This window comes from Paenibacillus sp. FSL R7-0048 (genome assembly GCF_038004505.1).
Lineage (GTDB): Bacteria > Bacillota > Bacilli > Paenibacillales > Paenibacillaceae > Paenibacillus_AQ > Paenibacillus_AQ odorifer.
In genome coordinates, this window is sequence record NZ_JBBORF010000001.1 from 1,591,477 (window position 1) to 1,610,031 (window position 18,555).

At 37.5% G+C, this 18,555-nt stretch carries 12 protein-coding genes and 1 riboswitch; of the genes, 10 read left to right on the plus strand and 2 right to left on the minus strand.

All coding sequences use genetic code 11. The annotated features are described in order from the left end of the window. Window positions 1–2: 2 nt before the first annotated feature. The 3 genes from NSQ91_RS06905 (at window position 3) to NSQ91_RS06915 (ending at window position 1,674) form a co-directional block, all read left to right on the plus strand. Window positions 3–407, plus strand: coding sequence for a hypothetical protein (locus NSQ91_RS06905; protein WP_076305725.1), 405 nt, complete (start codon window positions 3–5; stop codon window positions 405–407). Between the two features lie 492 nt (window positions 408–899). After that, the gene (locus NSQ91_RS06910; RefSeq protein WP_076193575.1) at window positions 900–1,286 is read left to right on the plus strand and encodes a hypothetical protein; all 387 of its coding nucleotides are present in this window, start codon (window positions 900–902) and stop codon (window positions 1,284–1,286) included. Then, the gene (locus tag NSQ91_RS06915) at window positions 1,252–1,674 is read left to right on the plus strand and encodes a hypothetical protein (protein ID WP_076193573.1); all 423 of its coding nucleotides are present in this window, start codon (window positions 1,252–1,254) and stop codon (window positions 1,672–1,674) included. The genes NSQ91_RS06910 and NSQ91_RS06915 overlap by 35 nt, the downstream gene beginning before the upstream one ends. Before the next feature lie 33 nt (window positions 1,675–1,707). Here the strand turns inward: NSQ91_RS06915 and NSQ91_RS06920 are convergent, their stop codons facing one another. Together NSQ91_RS06920 and NSQ91_RS06925 are read right to left on the minus strand one after the other, a co-directional pair. Then, a complete protein-coding gene (locus NSQ91_RS06920; protein WP_076193570.1) occupies window positions 1,708–1,896 on the minus strand; it encodes a helix-turn-helix domain-containing protein in 189 nt (62 codons plus the stop codon). Window positions 1,897–2,063: 167 nt separating this feature from the next. Next, window positions 2,064–4,181: a Piwi domain-containing protein gene (locus tag NSQ91_RS06925; protein ID WP_076305724.1), complete on the minus strand. Its 2,118-nt coding sequence runs from the start codon at window positions 4,179–4,181 to the stop codon at window positions 2,064–2,066. Between the two features lie 118 nt (window positions 4,182–4,299). On the opposite strand from NSQ91_RS06925, the gene sigK reads away from it, so the two are divergent. The 7 genes from sigK to NSQ91_RS06960 all read left to right on the plus strand — a co-directional run bounded on the left by sigK (window position 4,300) and on the right by NSQ91_RS06960 (window position 18,386). Beyond that, window positions 4,300–4,851, plus strand: a complete 552-nt coding sequence (sigK, locus tag NSQ91_RS06930; protein ID WP_340921417.1) for an RNA polymerase sporulation sigma factor SigK — start codon at window positions 4,300–4,302, stop codon at window positions 4,849–4,851. Between the two features lie 427 nt (window positions 4,852–5,278). Continuing rightward, a riboswitch (cobalamin riboswitch) is annotated at window positions 5,279–5,470 on the plus strand. Between the two features lie 410 nt (window positions 5,471–5,880). Then, complete coding sequence (locus NSQ91_RS06935; RefSeq protein ID WP_076305623.1) at window positions 5,881–7,692, plus strand: RCC1 domain-containing protein; 1,812 nt, start codon at window positions 5,881–5,883, stop codon at window positions 7,690–7,692. 429 nt (window positions 7,693–8,121) lie between these two features. Continuing rightward, window positions 8,122–8,322, plus strand: a complete 201-nt coding sequence (locus NSQ91_RS06940) for a GBS Bsp-like repeat-containing protein (RefSeq protein WP_340917083.1) — start codon at window positions 8,122–8,124, stop codon at window positions 8,320–8,322. A 199-nt stretch (window positions 8,323–8,521) separates the two neighbouring features. After that, a complete protein-coding gene (locus NSQ91_RS06945) occupies window positions 8,522–14,560 on the plus strand; it encodes a polymorphic toxin-type HINT domain-containing protein (RefSeq protein ID WP_340917095.1) in 6,039 nt (2,012 codons plus the stop codon). 16 nt (window positions 14,561–14,576) lie between these two features. After that, window positions 14,577–15,083, plus strand: a complete 507-nt coding sequence (locus NSQ91_RS06950; protein WP_076305717.1) for a barstar family protein — start codon at window positions 14,577–14,579, stop codon at window positions 15,081–15,083. 832 nt (window positions 15,084–15,915) lie between these two features. Next, window positions 15,916–17,913, plus strand: a complete 1,998-nt coding sequence (locus tag NSQ91_RS06955; RefSeq protein ID WP_076305718.1) for an RHS repeat protein — start codon at window positions 15,916–15,918, stop codon at window positions 17,911–17,913. A 41-nt stretch (window positions 17,914–17,954) separates the two neighbouring features. Further along, a complete protein-coding gene (locus NSQ91_RS06960; protein ID WP_076305719.1) occupies window positions 17,955–18,386 on the plus strand; it encodes a hypothetical protein in 432 nt (143 codons plus the stop codon). Window positions 18,387–18,555: the final 169 nt, after the last annotated feature.

Sequence of the window (18,555 nt, forward strand, 5' to 3'; positions counted from 1 at the left end):
TTTTGTTGGATTATTATAAATCGTTGCCTGATTACATTTCCACAACCCAATTAAGAGAGTTGTTTGAGGAATTCATCTCGTCGAATAGTTCAAACAAAAATGATATTGGAGTTGCATTAGAGTCATTAGTTGAATTAGCAGACAGACAGTGGCATACGTATGAGTTAATCGACTCTGAATTAAGAAATAGGGTTGAAGAATGGATAATTGGTATTTGTAATAAGGAGTCGTTACATGATATTGAGCTAATCTCATTGATTATCGGACGGCTAGGTTTAGTAAAGGTTTATATACACCTGAAAAATTTACTAACTGGTAATGTGAGAAATGAGATTAGGACAGTTATTCACGAGATAATTGATGAGTTAGACGGTCATGTCGATGACCCTTATCATGGAATGAAGTGAAAAAATGAACACCTTGATTGGCTACGTGCCTTTCAAGGTTGTTTTTTCGTGCGGCTACCCAGTGCCGAATGAACCCATCATTCAACCATAACACACTTTACCCATGAAATACCGTTATAAGAATTTCATGATTTATGTTGTACGCACATTATTGCTTGAAAAGTATAACCTAAATAACGCTAGTTCGTAACAAAAAGGGTCGATTATGGTCAGATACCACCATGATTGACCTGTTTTTGTTATCTACGTTATCCTCTTTTTTTTCAAATCAATTGCACCTGTAAATTAGCTACTGTGATAGCCATAGCGAGAAGATACTTAATCATAAGGTTTTTCACAACTTAATGAATGGATGGCTCGATCATTACACTGACAGGACGTAATTTAACATCTTGCATAGGGAAGGTCATGTGTTAAAGGCTAGCCACCGACTCCCTCATTACTATAATACAAACGGCAAATACGTCAAAAGTTTTGGCCGTGGGGGAATGCATGAACAACATACAAATTTCTATTGATAAAGTTTCACTTGAATATCATGGAGTGACAGTGAGCTTTTACAATCAACTCGCACTGTCATTTCGAGATTGGTTTGATATTAAACCAACTATACGTCACAAAGGTTATGTATACCAATGGCATCTAGCAATGGATGATGCTTATCTTTATTTGCGGTATCAACCATGGTGTCAGAAAAAATCAAGGAAGTACACGTTACAAATTGAAACTCATCCAGACCACTTAGTTAAGTTTCAACGCTTGCTTGTTACCTTATATAAACATTCGCAGAAAGTATACCTTAACCGAATTGAATTGGCTTTCGATATTCCATATCCAATGAGCAATGAGCAATCTGTTCATTGCTTCCAATACGGGTGAAGGAACTCGATATTTTGGGCGAAAAGACCAAAGAAAGCAACATGCTTATTGCCATAACTATGATAAAAAGTTAGAGAGGAAATGGAAAGGAATTGAAGAAGTGGTGGAACGAACAAGAGTGGAATTAGTATACAGACCCGTTGAGAAAATACCTTTAGAAAGTATCATTCAGTATCCACCTAAGTTCAATGATTACTATACTTGTAGCATCATTATGGATTTGGAAGCTGTTAGGGTGGAAAAAAGAGCCATGATACTAGCATTACAAAATGGCTTAATGCTACCCGATGAACTAAGCAAGCATCATCGGGCATCAATAAAAGAAATGATGTCCTCACAGCAATTAGTTGATTTCGATGGCTTGCCGCTGGGCATTAGGCAGATTTAATAACGATAATCTGTGCTTTAGTTTGCGGCAAGGTTAGTCATCTTCCAGTACAAGAAGTTCGTTTAGGCTGATGTTGAGTGTTCGGCAAATCTGTTCCAAGGTGTCGAAGTAAGCTGCATTCACTTTATCGGAGCAGAGATGGCTAATTGTACTCGGTCGAATGTTCATTCTTCGTGCAAGTTCTCGTTGACTAATTCCTTGTGTTTCAAGGATTTCTTTTATTTATTTTGAACAGTTTGATAATGATGTATTGATCGATGCTGTATTATTTCCTGGTGAGAAATAAAATAACAACATGTAAAAACGAAAAAATATGTTGTTCTAAATGTATTAGATTCTGGATTATCATAATAACAAATAAACCTCCCAGTATGTGGGAGGTTTATTTGTTATACAAAATGTAGCGATTTGCCAGAATCGAGCGGAAGCCATTGCCGGTTAAAGAAAGTAGAGCTTAAATCGGCATAATATGTAGTAACGGGAAGGCGACATTTTAATAAGGAACCAATATGCATGAACGAAAGATGATAAATATCTTGAATTATTGTTTCGATTGGTAGTGATCCCTTTTTCTTGATGATTTTAATTGGTTGAGCTGTACCGACACGAGGATGAGGATTAGTAGCGATGACATACGCTAGATCGTCTCTAACATAGCAAAGCCCTGGTTTTGTTTCCCAACCTTGCTTATCAACGTTTAGAGCCATACGACGATTCGTTTTCTTGATAATTTCTACCATGTCATATTCTACACCTAAACTATTCATCACTTCGTCTAGACTATCTAAATCTTCTCTACAAAAACCATCACGATGAAACGTAATATGCTTTGGTCTTTCATTGTAATGTTGATGATATTGATCTATCGCTGAGTACACAATTTGGCACATAGTCTCATGGCGGATTTTTTCGCCGGCTTCATTAGAGGTATTTGCCCTACTGGACAATACTCTGCCGTCTTTTCCTACGATCTGTACAATACCAGTAGAGTGTCTGCCAGCTTCATGAGATACATCTAGTCCAATAAAACAATCGGATGATAGGGATGAATTTAAGATCCACGGTTGAATGCCTGATTTAGAATAAAGCCCCAATAATATATTGCCTAGAATGTAGTCATTAGCTTTTTGAAGAGTTTCCATAGTTATGAACTGAGTCGGTACTGAAGAATTCCCTCCGAACTCCTTCTTTACCGTGTCATACCACATGCCTGAAATTTTTTCTGGGATTATCACGAGCGTCAACTCTTGAAATGAATTTTTCGTAAGCTCTTTAAGCAGGATGGCAAGTTGGTGTGGATTTGTGAAATCAATAGATTTGTTCCGATAGGCTCCTGATTTTTTTAAGATTGATAATGGTACACCCCATTTATGGGATAGCGCATTCAATTTATCATTAAAGTCAGTTATGACATCGAGTTTTGTGTCTATCAGTTCTGGGTATACAAGTAAATTAACGGATAAAGGTTTTGAGGCTACTACACCGCCCTTATCAAGTCCATATTTAAGCTGTGTTTGAGTAACATTTTTTCCGAATTGAAGAGTAGGATTTGACAACTCCAATATTTCATACCCAGCTTGCTGGACTAGGAGCTTTTGTCTATTAAATTTAATTTTATCAGTGCGTGCTAATATTTTTTGTATTTCATCCAGCAATGTTTTAATTTTTTGATTTGCGTTTTGTTTATAAATTTCTGATGTTTGACGCACTACACTAGAAGGAAGTGACTCAAAAGTAAGCTCTTTTTGTAGCATAGCTGGTGCATAAGCAATGCGAGTTCCATTAAATGCTTTTAGATAGACAACAGGCATACTCTGTTCAAGTTTATCAACTTTCCAAGCTTGCTTTCGTTCTTTAGTAAAATAACTAACAACTGATTGATTAAGTTCTGGAATTGCATCATTGATTGTAGAATTGGAGATTTCCACAAACTCATAATGAAGATTGTTATATATATCAATTACTCGATCGCCTTTAAAAATTGCGTTTGATTTTATTAAATCATATACCGATGCATTTGTACGATAACTATGATTTAAATCAAAACCAATGGTAATTTTGCCCGTATAGCCTACAGTAATATCACATTGTATAACCCTATGTATTGAAATATTTTCTACGACTTTTTCAGCTTTTAACCACGTGAATTTCCGACTTCCAGCAGCAATTTCTTTTTTTGGCTGAACACTTTCAATAGTTCTTAAAAGTAATCTTTCCAAGATAGTTCTCTCTGCTAGGATAGTGGGATTAATTGAGCGAATTTCATATTGAGTGAATGTGTACTCACCCCAATTTTCAATAGGTTGCCAGCTTGCAATATAGTGATTGAAAAAATCGATAACAAGCGACCTGTTTAATTTTCTTAAATCAAAAGAAGCATTTCCGTTTTCTGTATGTTGTTCAAATACATTACGCACAGGTAGCGTATATAAATGAATATTTAGAACATTTGTATTCGTGTCTGATTCCCATTCTGTAAGTACGTAGTGTGTTAGTGGTGTATTCATAATCTGTTCTGTTCACTCTCCCTATTGGCCTATACCGCAAAATCCATATGGCATATTTTAACTATACAATATATCCCATGCATCATCTATAAGCATCTTTAAATAAGGGTTCTAAGATATTATTTTATTACAAGGTGATTTTACATCGTATCATGTCCATAACGTCAAGAAATTCGATAACACCGGAGAGGACATGGAGGATCTGATCTCCATCGGCACCATCGGCCTGATTAAAGCTATTGAGAGTTATCGTCCAAACAAAGGAACCAAACTAGCCACATTTGCAGCACGTTGTATTGAAAACGAAATCCTGATGCATCTAAGATCCTTGAAGAAGACTCGTAAAGACGTATCCCTGCATGATCCAATTGGGACGGACAAAGAAGGTAATGAAATTACACTTATCGATATCCTTGGCTCCGAAGCGGATGATGTCATTAAAGAAGTCGATCTTAAGATCGTGAAGAGTAAGATATATCGTAACCTAGATATTCTGGATGACCGGGAAAAAGAAGTTGTCGTTGGGCGGTTTGGATTGGATAGGGGTGGGGAAGAGAGGACACAGAGGGAGATTGCTAAGGGGTTGGGGATCTCGCGGAGTTATGTTTCGAGGATAGAGAAGAGGGCGCTCATGAAGCTTTATCATGAGTTTTATAAGGCTAAGCGGTAGGGTCTTCTAAGTTATGAAAAAATAGAATTCGATAGACAGTAGAGATTTGAAAAGCGACTTTTCTACGGAGAAGTTGTTTTTTTATCGTTAACATGATGGGGAATTTTTCCCTTTGCACTATGGATCATCCCATTGATTAGGAGAGGTTTGATGTTGTGTAGGTAGTCTGCGCAATCTCTACTGTGTCATCATACTGCTACTCCCCCTATTCCACTCTCTATCAATGGTGGAGTGATTTTTGTCTAGTTACTTGCCAATCTGTGATTGGTCCATCCCAAGCGAAGTGAATGACTGCGTTCGGTTTTGTTAAGGTGTGTGTAACTCATGGTTTCATTCTCCCACGCAATGGATGTGGTGGTAATTCCATTATACGAATCTTCCTTAGGTGTTTTTGTCTGTCGCACTTCATAATAATTCATGGTATATTATTCCTGTTAATATTTATGGTGATTGCATAGGAATATCCTATCTAGCTTAAAAGGGGAATGTTGGTGAAATTCCCACGCGGTCCCGCCACTGTGAACGCACATTAAAATTCCATCATTAACTGCTTAATGTTAATGGTGGGTTTTTTAATGAACTGCGAAGCCAGAATGCCTGCCATAAATATATCCAACGAATCCCACGAGGATGGGAAGGAGGTTTTTTTATGTCTATATTCAATAGTGAAACTCTTTTATAGAATTACTTTAATAAAGTACTTGTTACATTGGAAATAATGTTGTTAATAAATTATTAATGGTAAAGGTTCATTTGGAATGAAGTAATTATTAGTTAGTTTCATGTTGTCGATGTATAGATTTCGGACAAAAATAAAAAAAAGTTACGGTTTGATTAAATGAAAGTATCTTTCAATATCTAAGAATTTGTTGATTTTTTTATGAGCTGTTTGGTTTTACACGATCATTTGTATTGTCTGTTTAGTTATTTTGCTGGATCCGAAGTTTATTATCCCAGTCATCCTATCTAGTATCGTAGATAACAACTAATTAACTGGAACTATTTATTAAATGGGAGAGAAAAATAAATATGAAGAAATATTATTCGTTATTAATTATCTTATTTCTTTTAGTTATATCGATTAGTCAGTTATCTTTAGTGAGTGCGGATGGTGTAAATCAACAAAAGGAGTTAATTGCACCTGAGACACAAATAATAAGCATATTGGAGGATTCCTCGTTAAAGGTGAATTTAAAAAACATTATTAGAGAAGGGAATTTTTTTCATTTAATTAGATTAGTAGATTTTGATAGTAATAAGGTGATAAATATAAAGAAATCAATTGAGAGGGATCAACTGATAATTAGTCCACAAATTGAATTGAAAGATGGTCATGATTATACATTACATATTCCTCCTTACTCACTTGAGGATATAAATGGAGAAAAATTAAATGATAGCTACTTCCTGAAGTTTCAAATTGTTAGCAATGAGAGCGCTAAAAAAAAATTATTAATAGAATCTATATCTCAAAATAATAACTCCAAAATCATGTCTTTAAATGAAAGCGCAAAGAGTTTACCCTCTACTTTAACTCGGGGTGTTTTAGAACATGGGGAAATATATGCTGGTATAGATAAAAGTGGTTTTATAGAAAAAAATGGGAATCTATGGTTATGGGGAAGTAATGAAATGGGACAGTTGGGGGACTTTATTACTCCATCTAGCAATAAACCAGTTCAGTTGGCTGGAACCGATGTGGTGTCGATGAATAAAGGATTTACTGGTGGAACTTTTAGTTCATATGCTTTGAAAACTGACGGTACAGTGACGGCTTTCGGATTCAATTATTATGGTTTTTTGGGTTTGGGACCTGCTGGAGATCAGACTGATTTTGTTGTCTCTCCAACTCCAATTTCTGGATTATCAAATGTAAATAATATCAGTAGTAGATTTTACCATACCCTCGCTGTTAAATCTAACAGAACAGTGTGGGGATGGGGAGATAATCAACGAGGGCAAGTGGGAGTCGATAGATTAGAACTTATTACAACTCCGGAACAAATTAAAGGTGTTAACGGGGTTGGGAATCTTATGGATATTATTGCTGTTGATGTTGGTGAAATACATTCTATAGCACTTTCGTCAACTGGAACTGTTTATGTTTGGGGAGGCAATAATCATGGTCAGTTAGCAAATGGATCTCTTAATGATGAGAGTTTCCCTAGTAAAGTGCAAATGGGCTCCAGTAATGCTTCTTTGTTAACAGGAGTTAAAGCTATTAGTGCTGGGGACAATTTCAATTTGGTTTTAAAAGAAGATGGAACAGTATGGGGCTGGGGGCAAAATGATAAAGGGCAGCTTGGAGACGGTACTACAGTAGAACGGCGCTATCCAGTCCAAGTCAAGGGCCCAAACGGAGTTGGTTTATTAAATAATGTAATTGCTATTAGCGGTGGAAGTAATTATTCATTAGCACTAAAGTCAGATGGAACAGTATGGAGTTGGGGAGAGAATAGCATGGGCCAACTTGGAGATGGCACAACTTTAGGAAAACTTACTCCTACTCAAGTAAAAGCGATAGGCGGTAAGAGTTTTCTGAATGATGTAATAAAAATAGATGCTGGAAATTCGCATAGTATAGCACTTACTAGCTCTTCATTTATTACGTGGGGGAATAATACAGAGGGTCAATTAGGGAATGACTCATTAATTTCTTATTCAAATATTCCAGTAACAGTTCTACAACCTTCTATTAGACAGGATTACGAATATATTTATGATTCCGCTAATAGGTTAACAGCTATTATCATTCATAAAGGGAATATCAGCTACCGCCGTGACTTTGTATACGATAGTAATGGTAATTTACTATCTGCAATTACAAAGGAAATAAAGTAGCTGTATAATAGCGTTTCAAAATAATTAGTTTGAAAAGAAAAAATAGAATGTTTTTCGTGATGAGTAATCAAAATGATTTGTGGGGAACTAAATATTCTTTGTTACTCAATCGATGGTCCTCTCAATTTATAATAATAACACTGTTTTTGGAGCGTAGTGTTTTTTTAGGATATGTAAATTTTATTCCGACTACCTCTCCAGAATAACCTTATGCCAACTATATTATGGTGGATGTAAGTAGCAAATCATAACCACAAACCCTATATGTCTAAAACTTGACATTCAATATACATAAGATGGAAAAGGAGTCTGATAAAGAGGAGTAAAGATTATTCGTCAAAATCGTATATGTTTAGTATCTTGGTGCTTTTCGTAAGACGTCTATCTAAAGGGCGGTTTTGATAGCACCCAACAGGGGACCTTTCCAACATGGACGATAGTAATGGTCAAGACGATTTAGAGGATCCATGGATTAAGGGGGAACGTTTAAGTTCTACAAGTTGGCGAATTCGAATTCCTTTCTTTAAACATAACAATGAAACAGGAATGTATATTACCCATATTTATTCCTTTGATGCTTCTATGAACAAAATGATGATTGGTGAAATTTTAGTAGAAGTAAAGAAGTGAGTGAAATTAAAAGAGGAGATGCAAAATTCATGTTAATGCATCCCAGGATAGGAAGGTATATTGAAGAAGAAACGATTCAAATAGGGAATGAACTATTATTCTAATAGATTATAGATAAATATTGGGGAATATTTTCATAGAAAGATAGAAATATAGCTTAATTGTGAGGTAACCAAAATAATTGCTGGGGGAAACTAAGTTGAGAAAAATAAAGCTAGTGAGAAAAATATTAATGGTCATCATGTGTTTATCTTTGATCATTCCAAATATTTTGGAAGGAACTGCGAAAGCGAGTACAACCGTTAAAAGTACTTCTGATCAAACTTACATAAACAAAGCACAAGATTTACCTGCTCCATCACCTGCACCGTCAGATTTTTTGGATTTTTCAACGGATTCGGGACCACAGCCTACACCTACGACTCGTCCAGAGAATTCTGCGAGTAAATTATTCAAAGAAGAAGGTTGGCAGGACTCCATTCCTCCATTGCCGGATGAGAAGGCTACTGTGGAGGTAGCCACCTATGATCCGAAATTTTCCGAAGCTATTGTATCAATTAAAGTTAAAACGCTTGAGAAGCAAGGATTACTCAATCATTCGGTCTCTTCAGGTGGAACGGCTACAAATCAAAGAGTAGTATCACAAGATTTAATCGAATCTGAAATCGAAAAGCTGTTTTTGGCCGGAGCTTCCATTGAAGATGTCTATTGGATTAATTATCTGATGCAGGATTCACCGAATCAAACCTTACTTGAGCTATTAAAGTGGAAGCAAGAAGGAAAGCTAAGCTGGGAAGACATACAAGGGGAATTAGAAAATCAAGCTATCCAGAAGAAGAACCCATCTTCGGTTCAAAATTCTACCTACCAGGATGATCCGATCTTTCAACAATTTCCGAGCATAACCTCGCTAGTGTATGGAGAGGACCTTTTTTCTCCAGATAAATTGAAAATCGCGGCTTTAACGGTGACTGCTTTTGATATGAGGGTCGCTGGCATATTTGACGGACTAGTTGTTCGAGCTCAGCTTAATCAAACCAACAAACCCCAATTTGGAGATCGTAATACTACTGATGAAGTGATCGATCCTGTTTCCGGTTCATTGACATGGAAAGAGAATCAAATCCATTTACCCGGTCGAGATGGTCTGGATTTGGATATTGGGATTATGTACAGTTCCAATCAAGGACATTCTTTTGAAAGAGCATATAGTTCTTCAGGTAATTATACGTACACAGAAAGATATGATCATTTTTTGGAGATGAATAGTTTAGGGGTAGGTTGGTCGTTTCAATTTCCTTCAATCGAAAAAAATGGCGACTATCGTTATTATCATGACGGAAAAGGTGGGGTGTATACCGTAGCCCGTTATCCAGAAAATGGTGATGAATTTACAAAATACACAAAGTTTCTAAATTACAAGCAAAAAAACATGCGGTTTGTCTATAACAATGAGTACCATGAATTTAATAACGGAGAGGAAGATTCCTGGTACTACGTTGAATTCGAGGATAAGAGACGAGAGTATTTTTCTTTTTATGGAGCACTTATCGGGATTGTAGACCGCTTTGGAAATACAATTAACTTTAAGCATCGCTCTATAGATATTGATGGTATACGATCTGTTCTTATCAGTTCAATTACAGATACAGTGGGTCGTGAGGTTACTTTTGAATATGAGGATAACCTTAATACTCAAGAGATATTTAACGGTGAAAATGTGACGATTCGAGTTAAGCAAAATGGAACCGAGGTCCAAAAGGTCATCTTGACTAAAGGCAGAAAACTTGTGCCAGTGAATGAAATTGAAGTCTATTTGCCTGTACTATGGTCGGTTACAGATCAGAATGGGGACAAGACCTACTTCGACTATGAGGAAGGAATTGCATATTATCAAACAGGGAGTGATTATTCGGGTGCAAGAAATCAAAACTATCATACCTTGCTAAAAGAAGTCATATATCCTAATTCAAACACAGAGTATACGTATGAACGGGTTTCCAGAAATATAGGTGAAGATCAAACCCTTCATCAATTTCGACTCTTATCAAGGGTAGATAAAACAGGTCCGAAAAATTATAATTGGCTTCAGTATACGTATACAGGTGACTATACGGGATATCCGACCTATTATCCGCCATATCTACAGCAAAATAATCGCTATAGCAGCACGGTTACCGTAAAAAGCGATACGGCGGCCAACAACTCCAGAATCACCCGAAATTATGATGGTAAAGGAAAGTTGCTATCTACGGACACTCAAGCTGCTAATGGGGAGCGCAAGATCGTTACGAATACAGCATTTGATGGACTCTTCGAGCTATTCCCGACGAGAACTACAATTTCAGAATATGGTGTCGGGGACAGCGAGGCAAGTGCTAATCATTTGTATACAGAAACAACATATTCAGATTGGGGACTGGTCAGTACCCAAACCCAACCATTAACGGCGGAGCAACATAACAATTCAAATCTAAAACAACACTATACGACAACGATAAGCTATGAACCGAAATATCATTTAGTGGAGTCTAAATCTTGGTACCAGAATGAATCTGATCCGGCCCCATTAATTGAACGATACACCTACACTGACAAGGGAAGGCTATCGACAGTAACGAATGCGTCGGGGGAACAAACCACATATAGTTATGGTAACCGCGATACCTTGGGTGGAATCTCTCAAATGACGGCTGAAAAGACAGCCAAGGGTCAATTGGTAGCTAAAAGTGTAACCATATACGGACCTGAGAGTCGTTACGCCTACCCGACAGAACAACAACAGTGGTTCAACATCGGGAAGTCTGACCAGAAAATCGTGAAGACGAAGATGAGTTACGAGATGGGAACGGGTTTGCTGAAAAGTCAAAGTGACGGCAACGATCAGACTACGGTCTATGAATATGATGCAGCAGGTCGTCTAAAAAAAGAAACACATCCGATTCGAACCAATAGCAATGGAGAAACCTTCAGAGAGGTTATCGATTACAATTATTATCATCAAACCTCCAGTAACTTTGATTCGGTGAATGCAGGGACCTATGTTCTGAAGGTCGATACGATTAAAACTGTCACTCAATTATCCACTAACAGTAGTATGAGAACGTATGCGAATACGTTATATAATGGAATGGGCCTAGCGTTGTTAGAAGAGCATTATGACGATAACGTGAGTCAATGGGTCTTCACCCAGTACCACTACGATGATCAAGGACAAGCGATCTATCAAAAGGATGCGTTAGGCAATGAGATTACGGCTAGTTACGATGCATGGGGAAGGCAGAATCGTGCCACAGATGCCAATAACAATATATATGTAACGGATCATAACCTTAAGCAGCGCAAGACAGAAAGTTACATGATTGCTGCTGACACTCAAGAACGATTGAATTATCTGGAAACTATCTATGATCCATGGGGCCAGCCAGTTACCATGAAAACCTATAAAGACTGGCCGAGTCAATCACAGCCCCTCACAGAAAGTTATCGGTACGACATCAGTGGTAACGTGATCGGTTATACGGACCCTGCGAATCATCTGAACGATGCTGGGATTACAACGTCGTATAGCTATGATGCTCTGAATCGTCTCACCTCCGTCTACGATGCATTGAACCAGCGCACACGCTATACGTACGATGGGAATGGTCAGCTAGCGAAAGTTACGGTGCAAGCTAAAGGTGGAACAGAGCAAATACTGAATACCAAGTACTATAACGAAGTTGGGTTATTGACGAGCAAGCTAGACGGGGCTTCTCAAAGTGAAAGCTTATCCTACAATGCATTAGGGCAATTAACTAGCAAAACCGATCGTAACGGCAGTCTGTTTGGATACAGCTATGACGAAATTGGCGTGCTCAAGTCAAGCACAGTCAGCGGGATGATCAATAACGTATCGCAGACACAGAAAACCGAAGTGATCTATAACGACGGTTCGCCCTCTAATCAGACCACTAAAAACTATCTGAACGGAACGATTCAGGCGATGCAGCGAAATACTGTAAACAGTTTGAATCAAGTGCGAAGCACGAACACGGTTGCGTATTCCGCTGGAGCGGTTGCACATTCCGCGTACATCTTTAATCAGCGGGATGCACTAGGCCGAATTACGCAATTGAATGATTATTATTTAAACTTTTACGTGAATTATCAATTCAATAAGTTGAGACTGGACAAAGTACAGACGAATGGCAGCGCTACGGTGAACAGTGCAGCCACGGCCAATGTACAATATAGCTACACCGGGGATAACCTGGTGAAGTCGATTAGTTATCCGACGCTGACAGACGGAAGCATACTTATGACTGTATACACCTATAACAAAGCCCTAAACTGGGTGGAGAGCGTAACGAACCAAAGGGGAGGCCGTGTGCTCTCCAAGTATGTGTATGGGTATGACAACAACGGAAATATTACCTCGGTTACGGAAACGAAAAACAACAATGTGACACAAGATACACAAACGACAACCTATGGGTACGATGCTTTGAATCGCTTAATTTCAACGGTGCGTCCGGGAGGAAGCAGAGACGCATATACCTATGATGTACGTGGCAATCGCTTGACCATGGAACAAAGTGTGAGTAGCCCAGCAGAGTTTCAGGATACAAGTTATAGCTACGATTTGTGGAACACGCTGACCTCTGTAACCAAGAATGGAAGCACGACGAGCTTCCAGTATTATGCTGACGGCCTACGCTATCTAAAGAGTACAGGTAGCAGCCATACCCAGGTGAACTATGATAATAACGCTCAGGTTCTGACTGAAGAAAAGCTGAGTGGCAACAACATTGTTGAGCAATCCACGTTTGTACGCGGGGACCGGGTACTTGTGAAAAAGGACAAGAGAGCAAATAAAGACTACTATTACCTATACAATGGTCATGGTGATGTGGTACAGATAGTGGATACTAGTGGAAAAACAGTAAATGAGTATAGCTATGATGAATGGGGAAACATCACTAGTCAGACAGAAGGAATCTCTAACTCCTTTAAATACGCAGGTGAAGTGTATGATGCTGAAACGGGATTATACTATCTTCGGGCACGGTATTACGATCCGAGTATGGGGCGTTTTTTAAATGAGGATACGTATGAGGGTCAGATTGATAATCCGCTGAGTTTGAATTTGTATACGTATGTGCATAATAATCCGTTGAGATATGCTGACCCGAGCGGACATTTTGCAAAGGATACTTATGACGTTCAAGAATTAAAACAATTGCTGAGCGAAGCGAGTTCTATCAGTAAAGACAGTAAATATTTTAACGCATACAAAACAAAAATAATGGAACGCTACGGCTTTGACAGTATCATGGATGAGAATCAATATAATTACTTGTATGGCTTAGTAACAGGGACAAGTGCGTATACGAATAGTGCTGGCAGGTCTGATTGGGCGAGCGATCAGTTAGTGAATGCGTATTATGAATCACAAGAGGCGGCATATGTTATGATGTATGCTGCAGGCATGGCAGGTGGTCTAAGCGGCCGAGCGGGAGGTTCCAAAAAGTCTGGTTGTAACTGCTTTATAGCGGGGACAAAGGTTCAAACAGACGAAGGGGAGAAGAATATCGAAGACATTGAAGTCGGAGATAAGGTTCTTTCCAAGGATGAGAATAACTCGGATGGAGAATTGGCTTACAAAGAAGTAACAGGTTTATACCGTAACCAACGTGATGATATTATTAAGTTGTACGTTGGGGAGCAAATCATCGAGACGACAAATAACCATCCGTTTTGGGTAAAGGAGAAAGGCTGGGTCTTCGCGGATGAGCTTCAGGCACGTGACAAACTCCAAAAGGCTGACGGAAGCAATCTGACAATTGATAAGGTTGAGTTTATTAAACTTGAAGAGAAGGTCACGGTTTACAATTTTACGGTTGCAGACTATCATACCTATTATGTTACGGATATCGGAATTTGGGTGCATAACACTAAATGTTTTACAGGAGGTTACATTAATTCTGGAGATGCTCCTTCGCACGTTCAAAGTACGCTTATTTCTATAAAAAACAACGGTGGCAAGCCTCCTCAAGGTTATGTAGGAGGTCGTGAGTTTAAAAATTTGGGTAAAACTGGAGAAACCGTACTTCCGACAGGTGTTAAATATACTGAGTATGATGTCCAACCATACCAAAAAGGTGTAAACAGAGGAACAGAGAGATTAGTAATAGGTAGTGATGGAAGTGTTTATTACACAACCGACCATTATAAGACCTATGTTGAAATTAAATAAGTGGTAGGTGACGTCAATGATTACAAACATTCAAAATGTTCTCATAGGACAGCCTCAGTTCTATGTAACTCATTACAACATTTCGGAGTTTTGCAACTTCCAGTGGAAATTAAACCAAATGTCCGGTAAGAAAGTCGTTGCTAAGATGATAAGGGGTGGTAAGTGTACAACGATAAACGGTCTCTTTGATGAGTTTTCAGCCGTCTTTCAATTCCCGTATTATTTTGGTGAGAATTGGGATGCATTTGATGAATGCTTAAATGATTTAGAATGGATAAAGGCTGATGCTTTTGTTTTGTGCATATGCAATGCAGAGGACTTATTGCATCTAGCGAATGAAGACTTTAAGGTTTTTGCGAAGATTCTACTAAATACTGCGGAAGAGTGGGAGAATGGAAGGGATTTAGGTGCAATATCAACTCCTCCTACACCATTTAAGGTCGTTTTTCAGTGTGGAGAAGGCAAAAAAATGGATGTTATTACAACTTTCCATGCATTGGGGATAGGTTTGGAAAAACTGTAAGGAATAAATGATGAAACCTTGAGGGCTTTTATCCTCAAGGTTTTTCTTTTACCCCACCCATTGCTGAATGAATCGGGCGGCAGTCTCAAATGGAACTTTACTCTCATAAGTCCTATATGAAAATTCTCCAAATGCGGATGTACGTACTTTTAAGCTTTAACAGTATAACCTACCTGAACTTGTGATCATCTCCATATAACCCTCAGAATCATCAGATACCACCGTATTTAGAGTCAAATACATTAGCTTTGTTTTCTCACGGTTTTTCCAAAATAAATAGAGTCTGTAGATGACCGCCATGAGCGGTCTTTTAAAGTTGAATCATATGAAACTTATCAATAACATAGCCCGACCACTACAGTATTAGCGGCGGATAAATTTTTTTAATTTGTTTCGCAACGATCTGTACATAAGAAGTGATGATTACACTGCAAAGACAATCTGGTAACGTGCCAGTTGACATATAACGGGTAAGGCAACGTGAAGGGCTAGCTGCTTTATTGATAACGCAACGACTTCGCAAAGGTGGGAATTAGTGAAAGTAAGGGAATAATATGTCGATTAACGACTAAACGCTAGAAAAAAAGTCATCAGGAATGGTGGCTTTTTTGCATTAAAAGGACTCAAGAACTGAGAACGCTAATAGTATTTGATGAATAGTGAACTTTAACATAAATTCTTTTTATTTTCTACAAATTAATTATAGTTCCGACAAAATACCACTATTCCATAATATAGGTTGTTGTCGTATGATTAGGTGAATGGTGCGATTTTTACTATTAATTGAAATATCAATAATTTTAAGCGTTTTTTAGAAAGGGAGTTAAGATAATTGAGAAGTAGATTGATAAAAAAAGTGGTTTATTTCACATTGTTAGTTACTGCAGTTCTGGTTATGTTCTTAGTGTCTCCATCCAGTAAGATCTTAGCAGACAGTAACGAAGTAATTCCGATCGAATCGTTTGAGTCAGGTACATTTAACGGAGGTAATTTCAAGCCATTGTCAGGGGTCATAACCAATGATACTAATAAAGTTGTATCAGGCCTCTATTCGGCGTATCTGTCATCTTCATTGACACAAGTTTGGAATGACTTTGCTAACACAGACTTAACAAAGGTTAAATTTGAAAAGAATACAAGTTACTCTGTAACATTTTCTTATAAAGCTGTAGACATGCAGCCGTCAGATAGTAATCGCTTTTTTTATTTTCTGGCACGCAGCAGCGACGACAAAGAAGACATTAGTATGACGACATGGAATGACGAAACTGGAAGTAAAGGGATTAAAACGATCAATTTTACGACAGGATCTAAAGAAAACTATTATTTAATTTGGGGAATACACGCAGGTGGTGCTCTTTCCTTAGATGATATTCGTATTGTCAAAACTGTTCCGGAAACAAGTGAATCATTTGAGAGAGGAACCTATTTGAATACGAACTTTTTACCTGGTTTTGGGACAATTACTAATGATCCATCAAAAGTAGTGACTGGAATCTATTCTGCTCACTTGTCTTCTTTATTAACAGAGGATTGGAAAGAGTTTGCGTATACAGATCAAAGCAAATATAAATTTGAGAGAAACACAACCTATTCTATAACCTTTTCCTACAAATCAGTAAGTATGGATAACACTCAAAGTAATAGATATTTTTATTTTTTAGCGCGAAGTACAGATAATAAAGAAGATAAAGGTTGGACTGCTTGGAATAATCAGACTGGAAGCAAGGGGAGTAAAACTATAACATTTACCACTGGAAACAAGGAAAATTATTATCTAATATGGGGAATTCATGCAGGAGGTGCTCTTTCCATAGATGATATACAAATTGTTAAATCTAGTGAATCTTTTGAAAAGGGTACATATAACGGTACGGATTTTTTACCTGGTTCTGGAATAATTACAAGTGATGCTTCTCAAGTAATAAGTGGCAAGTATTCAACCTATTTGAAATCCTCTAAATTAGAAGATTGGAAAGAATTTTCTTACACTGATTCTAGTAAAGTGAAATTCGAAAAAAATACTACATACACTGTAACATTTACTTATAAATCACTGGATATGTCCACAGATAATAATCGGTTTTTCTATTTTTTAGGTCGAAGCACAGATAATACAGAAGACAAAGGATGGACAATTTGGAATAATTCAAGTGGTTATAAAGGGAGTAAAACCATAACCTTTACCACTGGAAATAAAGAAAATTACTATTTAATCTGGGGAATCCATGGTGGTGGAGCAATTTCTTTAGACGATATTCAAATTGTTAAAGATAGTGAGTCTTTTGAAAGAGGTACATATAACGGTACAAACTATAATTCTTTATGCGGAATTCTTACAAATGATCCCACAAAAGTAGTAAGTGGCTCGTACTCTGCAAATTTAGCTTCGCAATTATTAGTGGAATGGAAGGATTTTATTATTTTAGATACCAATAAAGTTCAATTCGAAAAGAATACATCTTATGAAGTCACATTTTCTTATAAATCCTTAAATATGCAACCAACGGATATTAATCGTTACTTTTACTTTCTAGTTCGAAGTACAGATGGGACAGAACAGTTGGGATGGACAACATGGAATGATGTTAGTGGAAGTGTTGGTACAAAAAATGTGAAATTCACTACCGGAGATAAAGAAAATTATTATATTTACTGGGGAATCCATGGAGGGGGAGAGTTTTCCTTAGATGATATTATAGTCAAACAATTAAATACATATCAATATGATGGAAACGGCCGACTTATACAAATCAGAACGCAAAATAATAGAGTGATTAAATACAATTATGACTCTAACGGAAATTTGATTAAAGTTGTAACCGAGTAATCTTGCTTGGAGGTTATAACATACCATAGGGGTGTTGAAAAATGAAGAAAATGATGTTTGTTCTAATGAGTAATCTTTTTGTCTGTCTAGCATTTACCCACATTTCAATAGCCTCAGCTCAGGAAGTAGGCACTAGTTATATTATGGTCGATATGCCAGGAACTTCTCAAAATGAGAATCTGTATATTTATAATCAGGGTAGATTAGAAACCAAGATTATGTCAGATAATTCTATGATCAATTATTCTTTTAATGGAAATGGAAATTTACTCAAACAAACTAAAGGATATTCGGCGAAACCTTATCTATTTAGTACCTCAGCAGTATCCTACGATATTTATATCAAAGGTGTTCCTGAGAATATTCAACAAGTACATTTTCCAACATGGAACGAACTAGATGCGCAAGCAGAATGGATTGTTGGTGAGAAAATTACTAAGGGGGGTCTGGAAAGGTACAGTTGTTTTTGCTAGACATACCGGACAAATAGGTACATACACTACACATGTCTATGCAGACGGAAAACTTGTAACAGATTTATTTAGCACAGGTAAAGGATACTGTAAAAACCATTGCCCCACAAGAAGCTTCATTAGTGGATGGATTTTATGAAGTTTTTGTAGAAGGCATAGCAAGAAATGT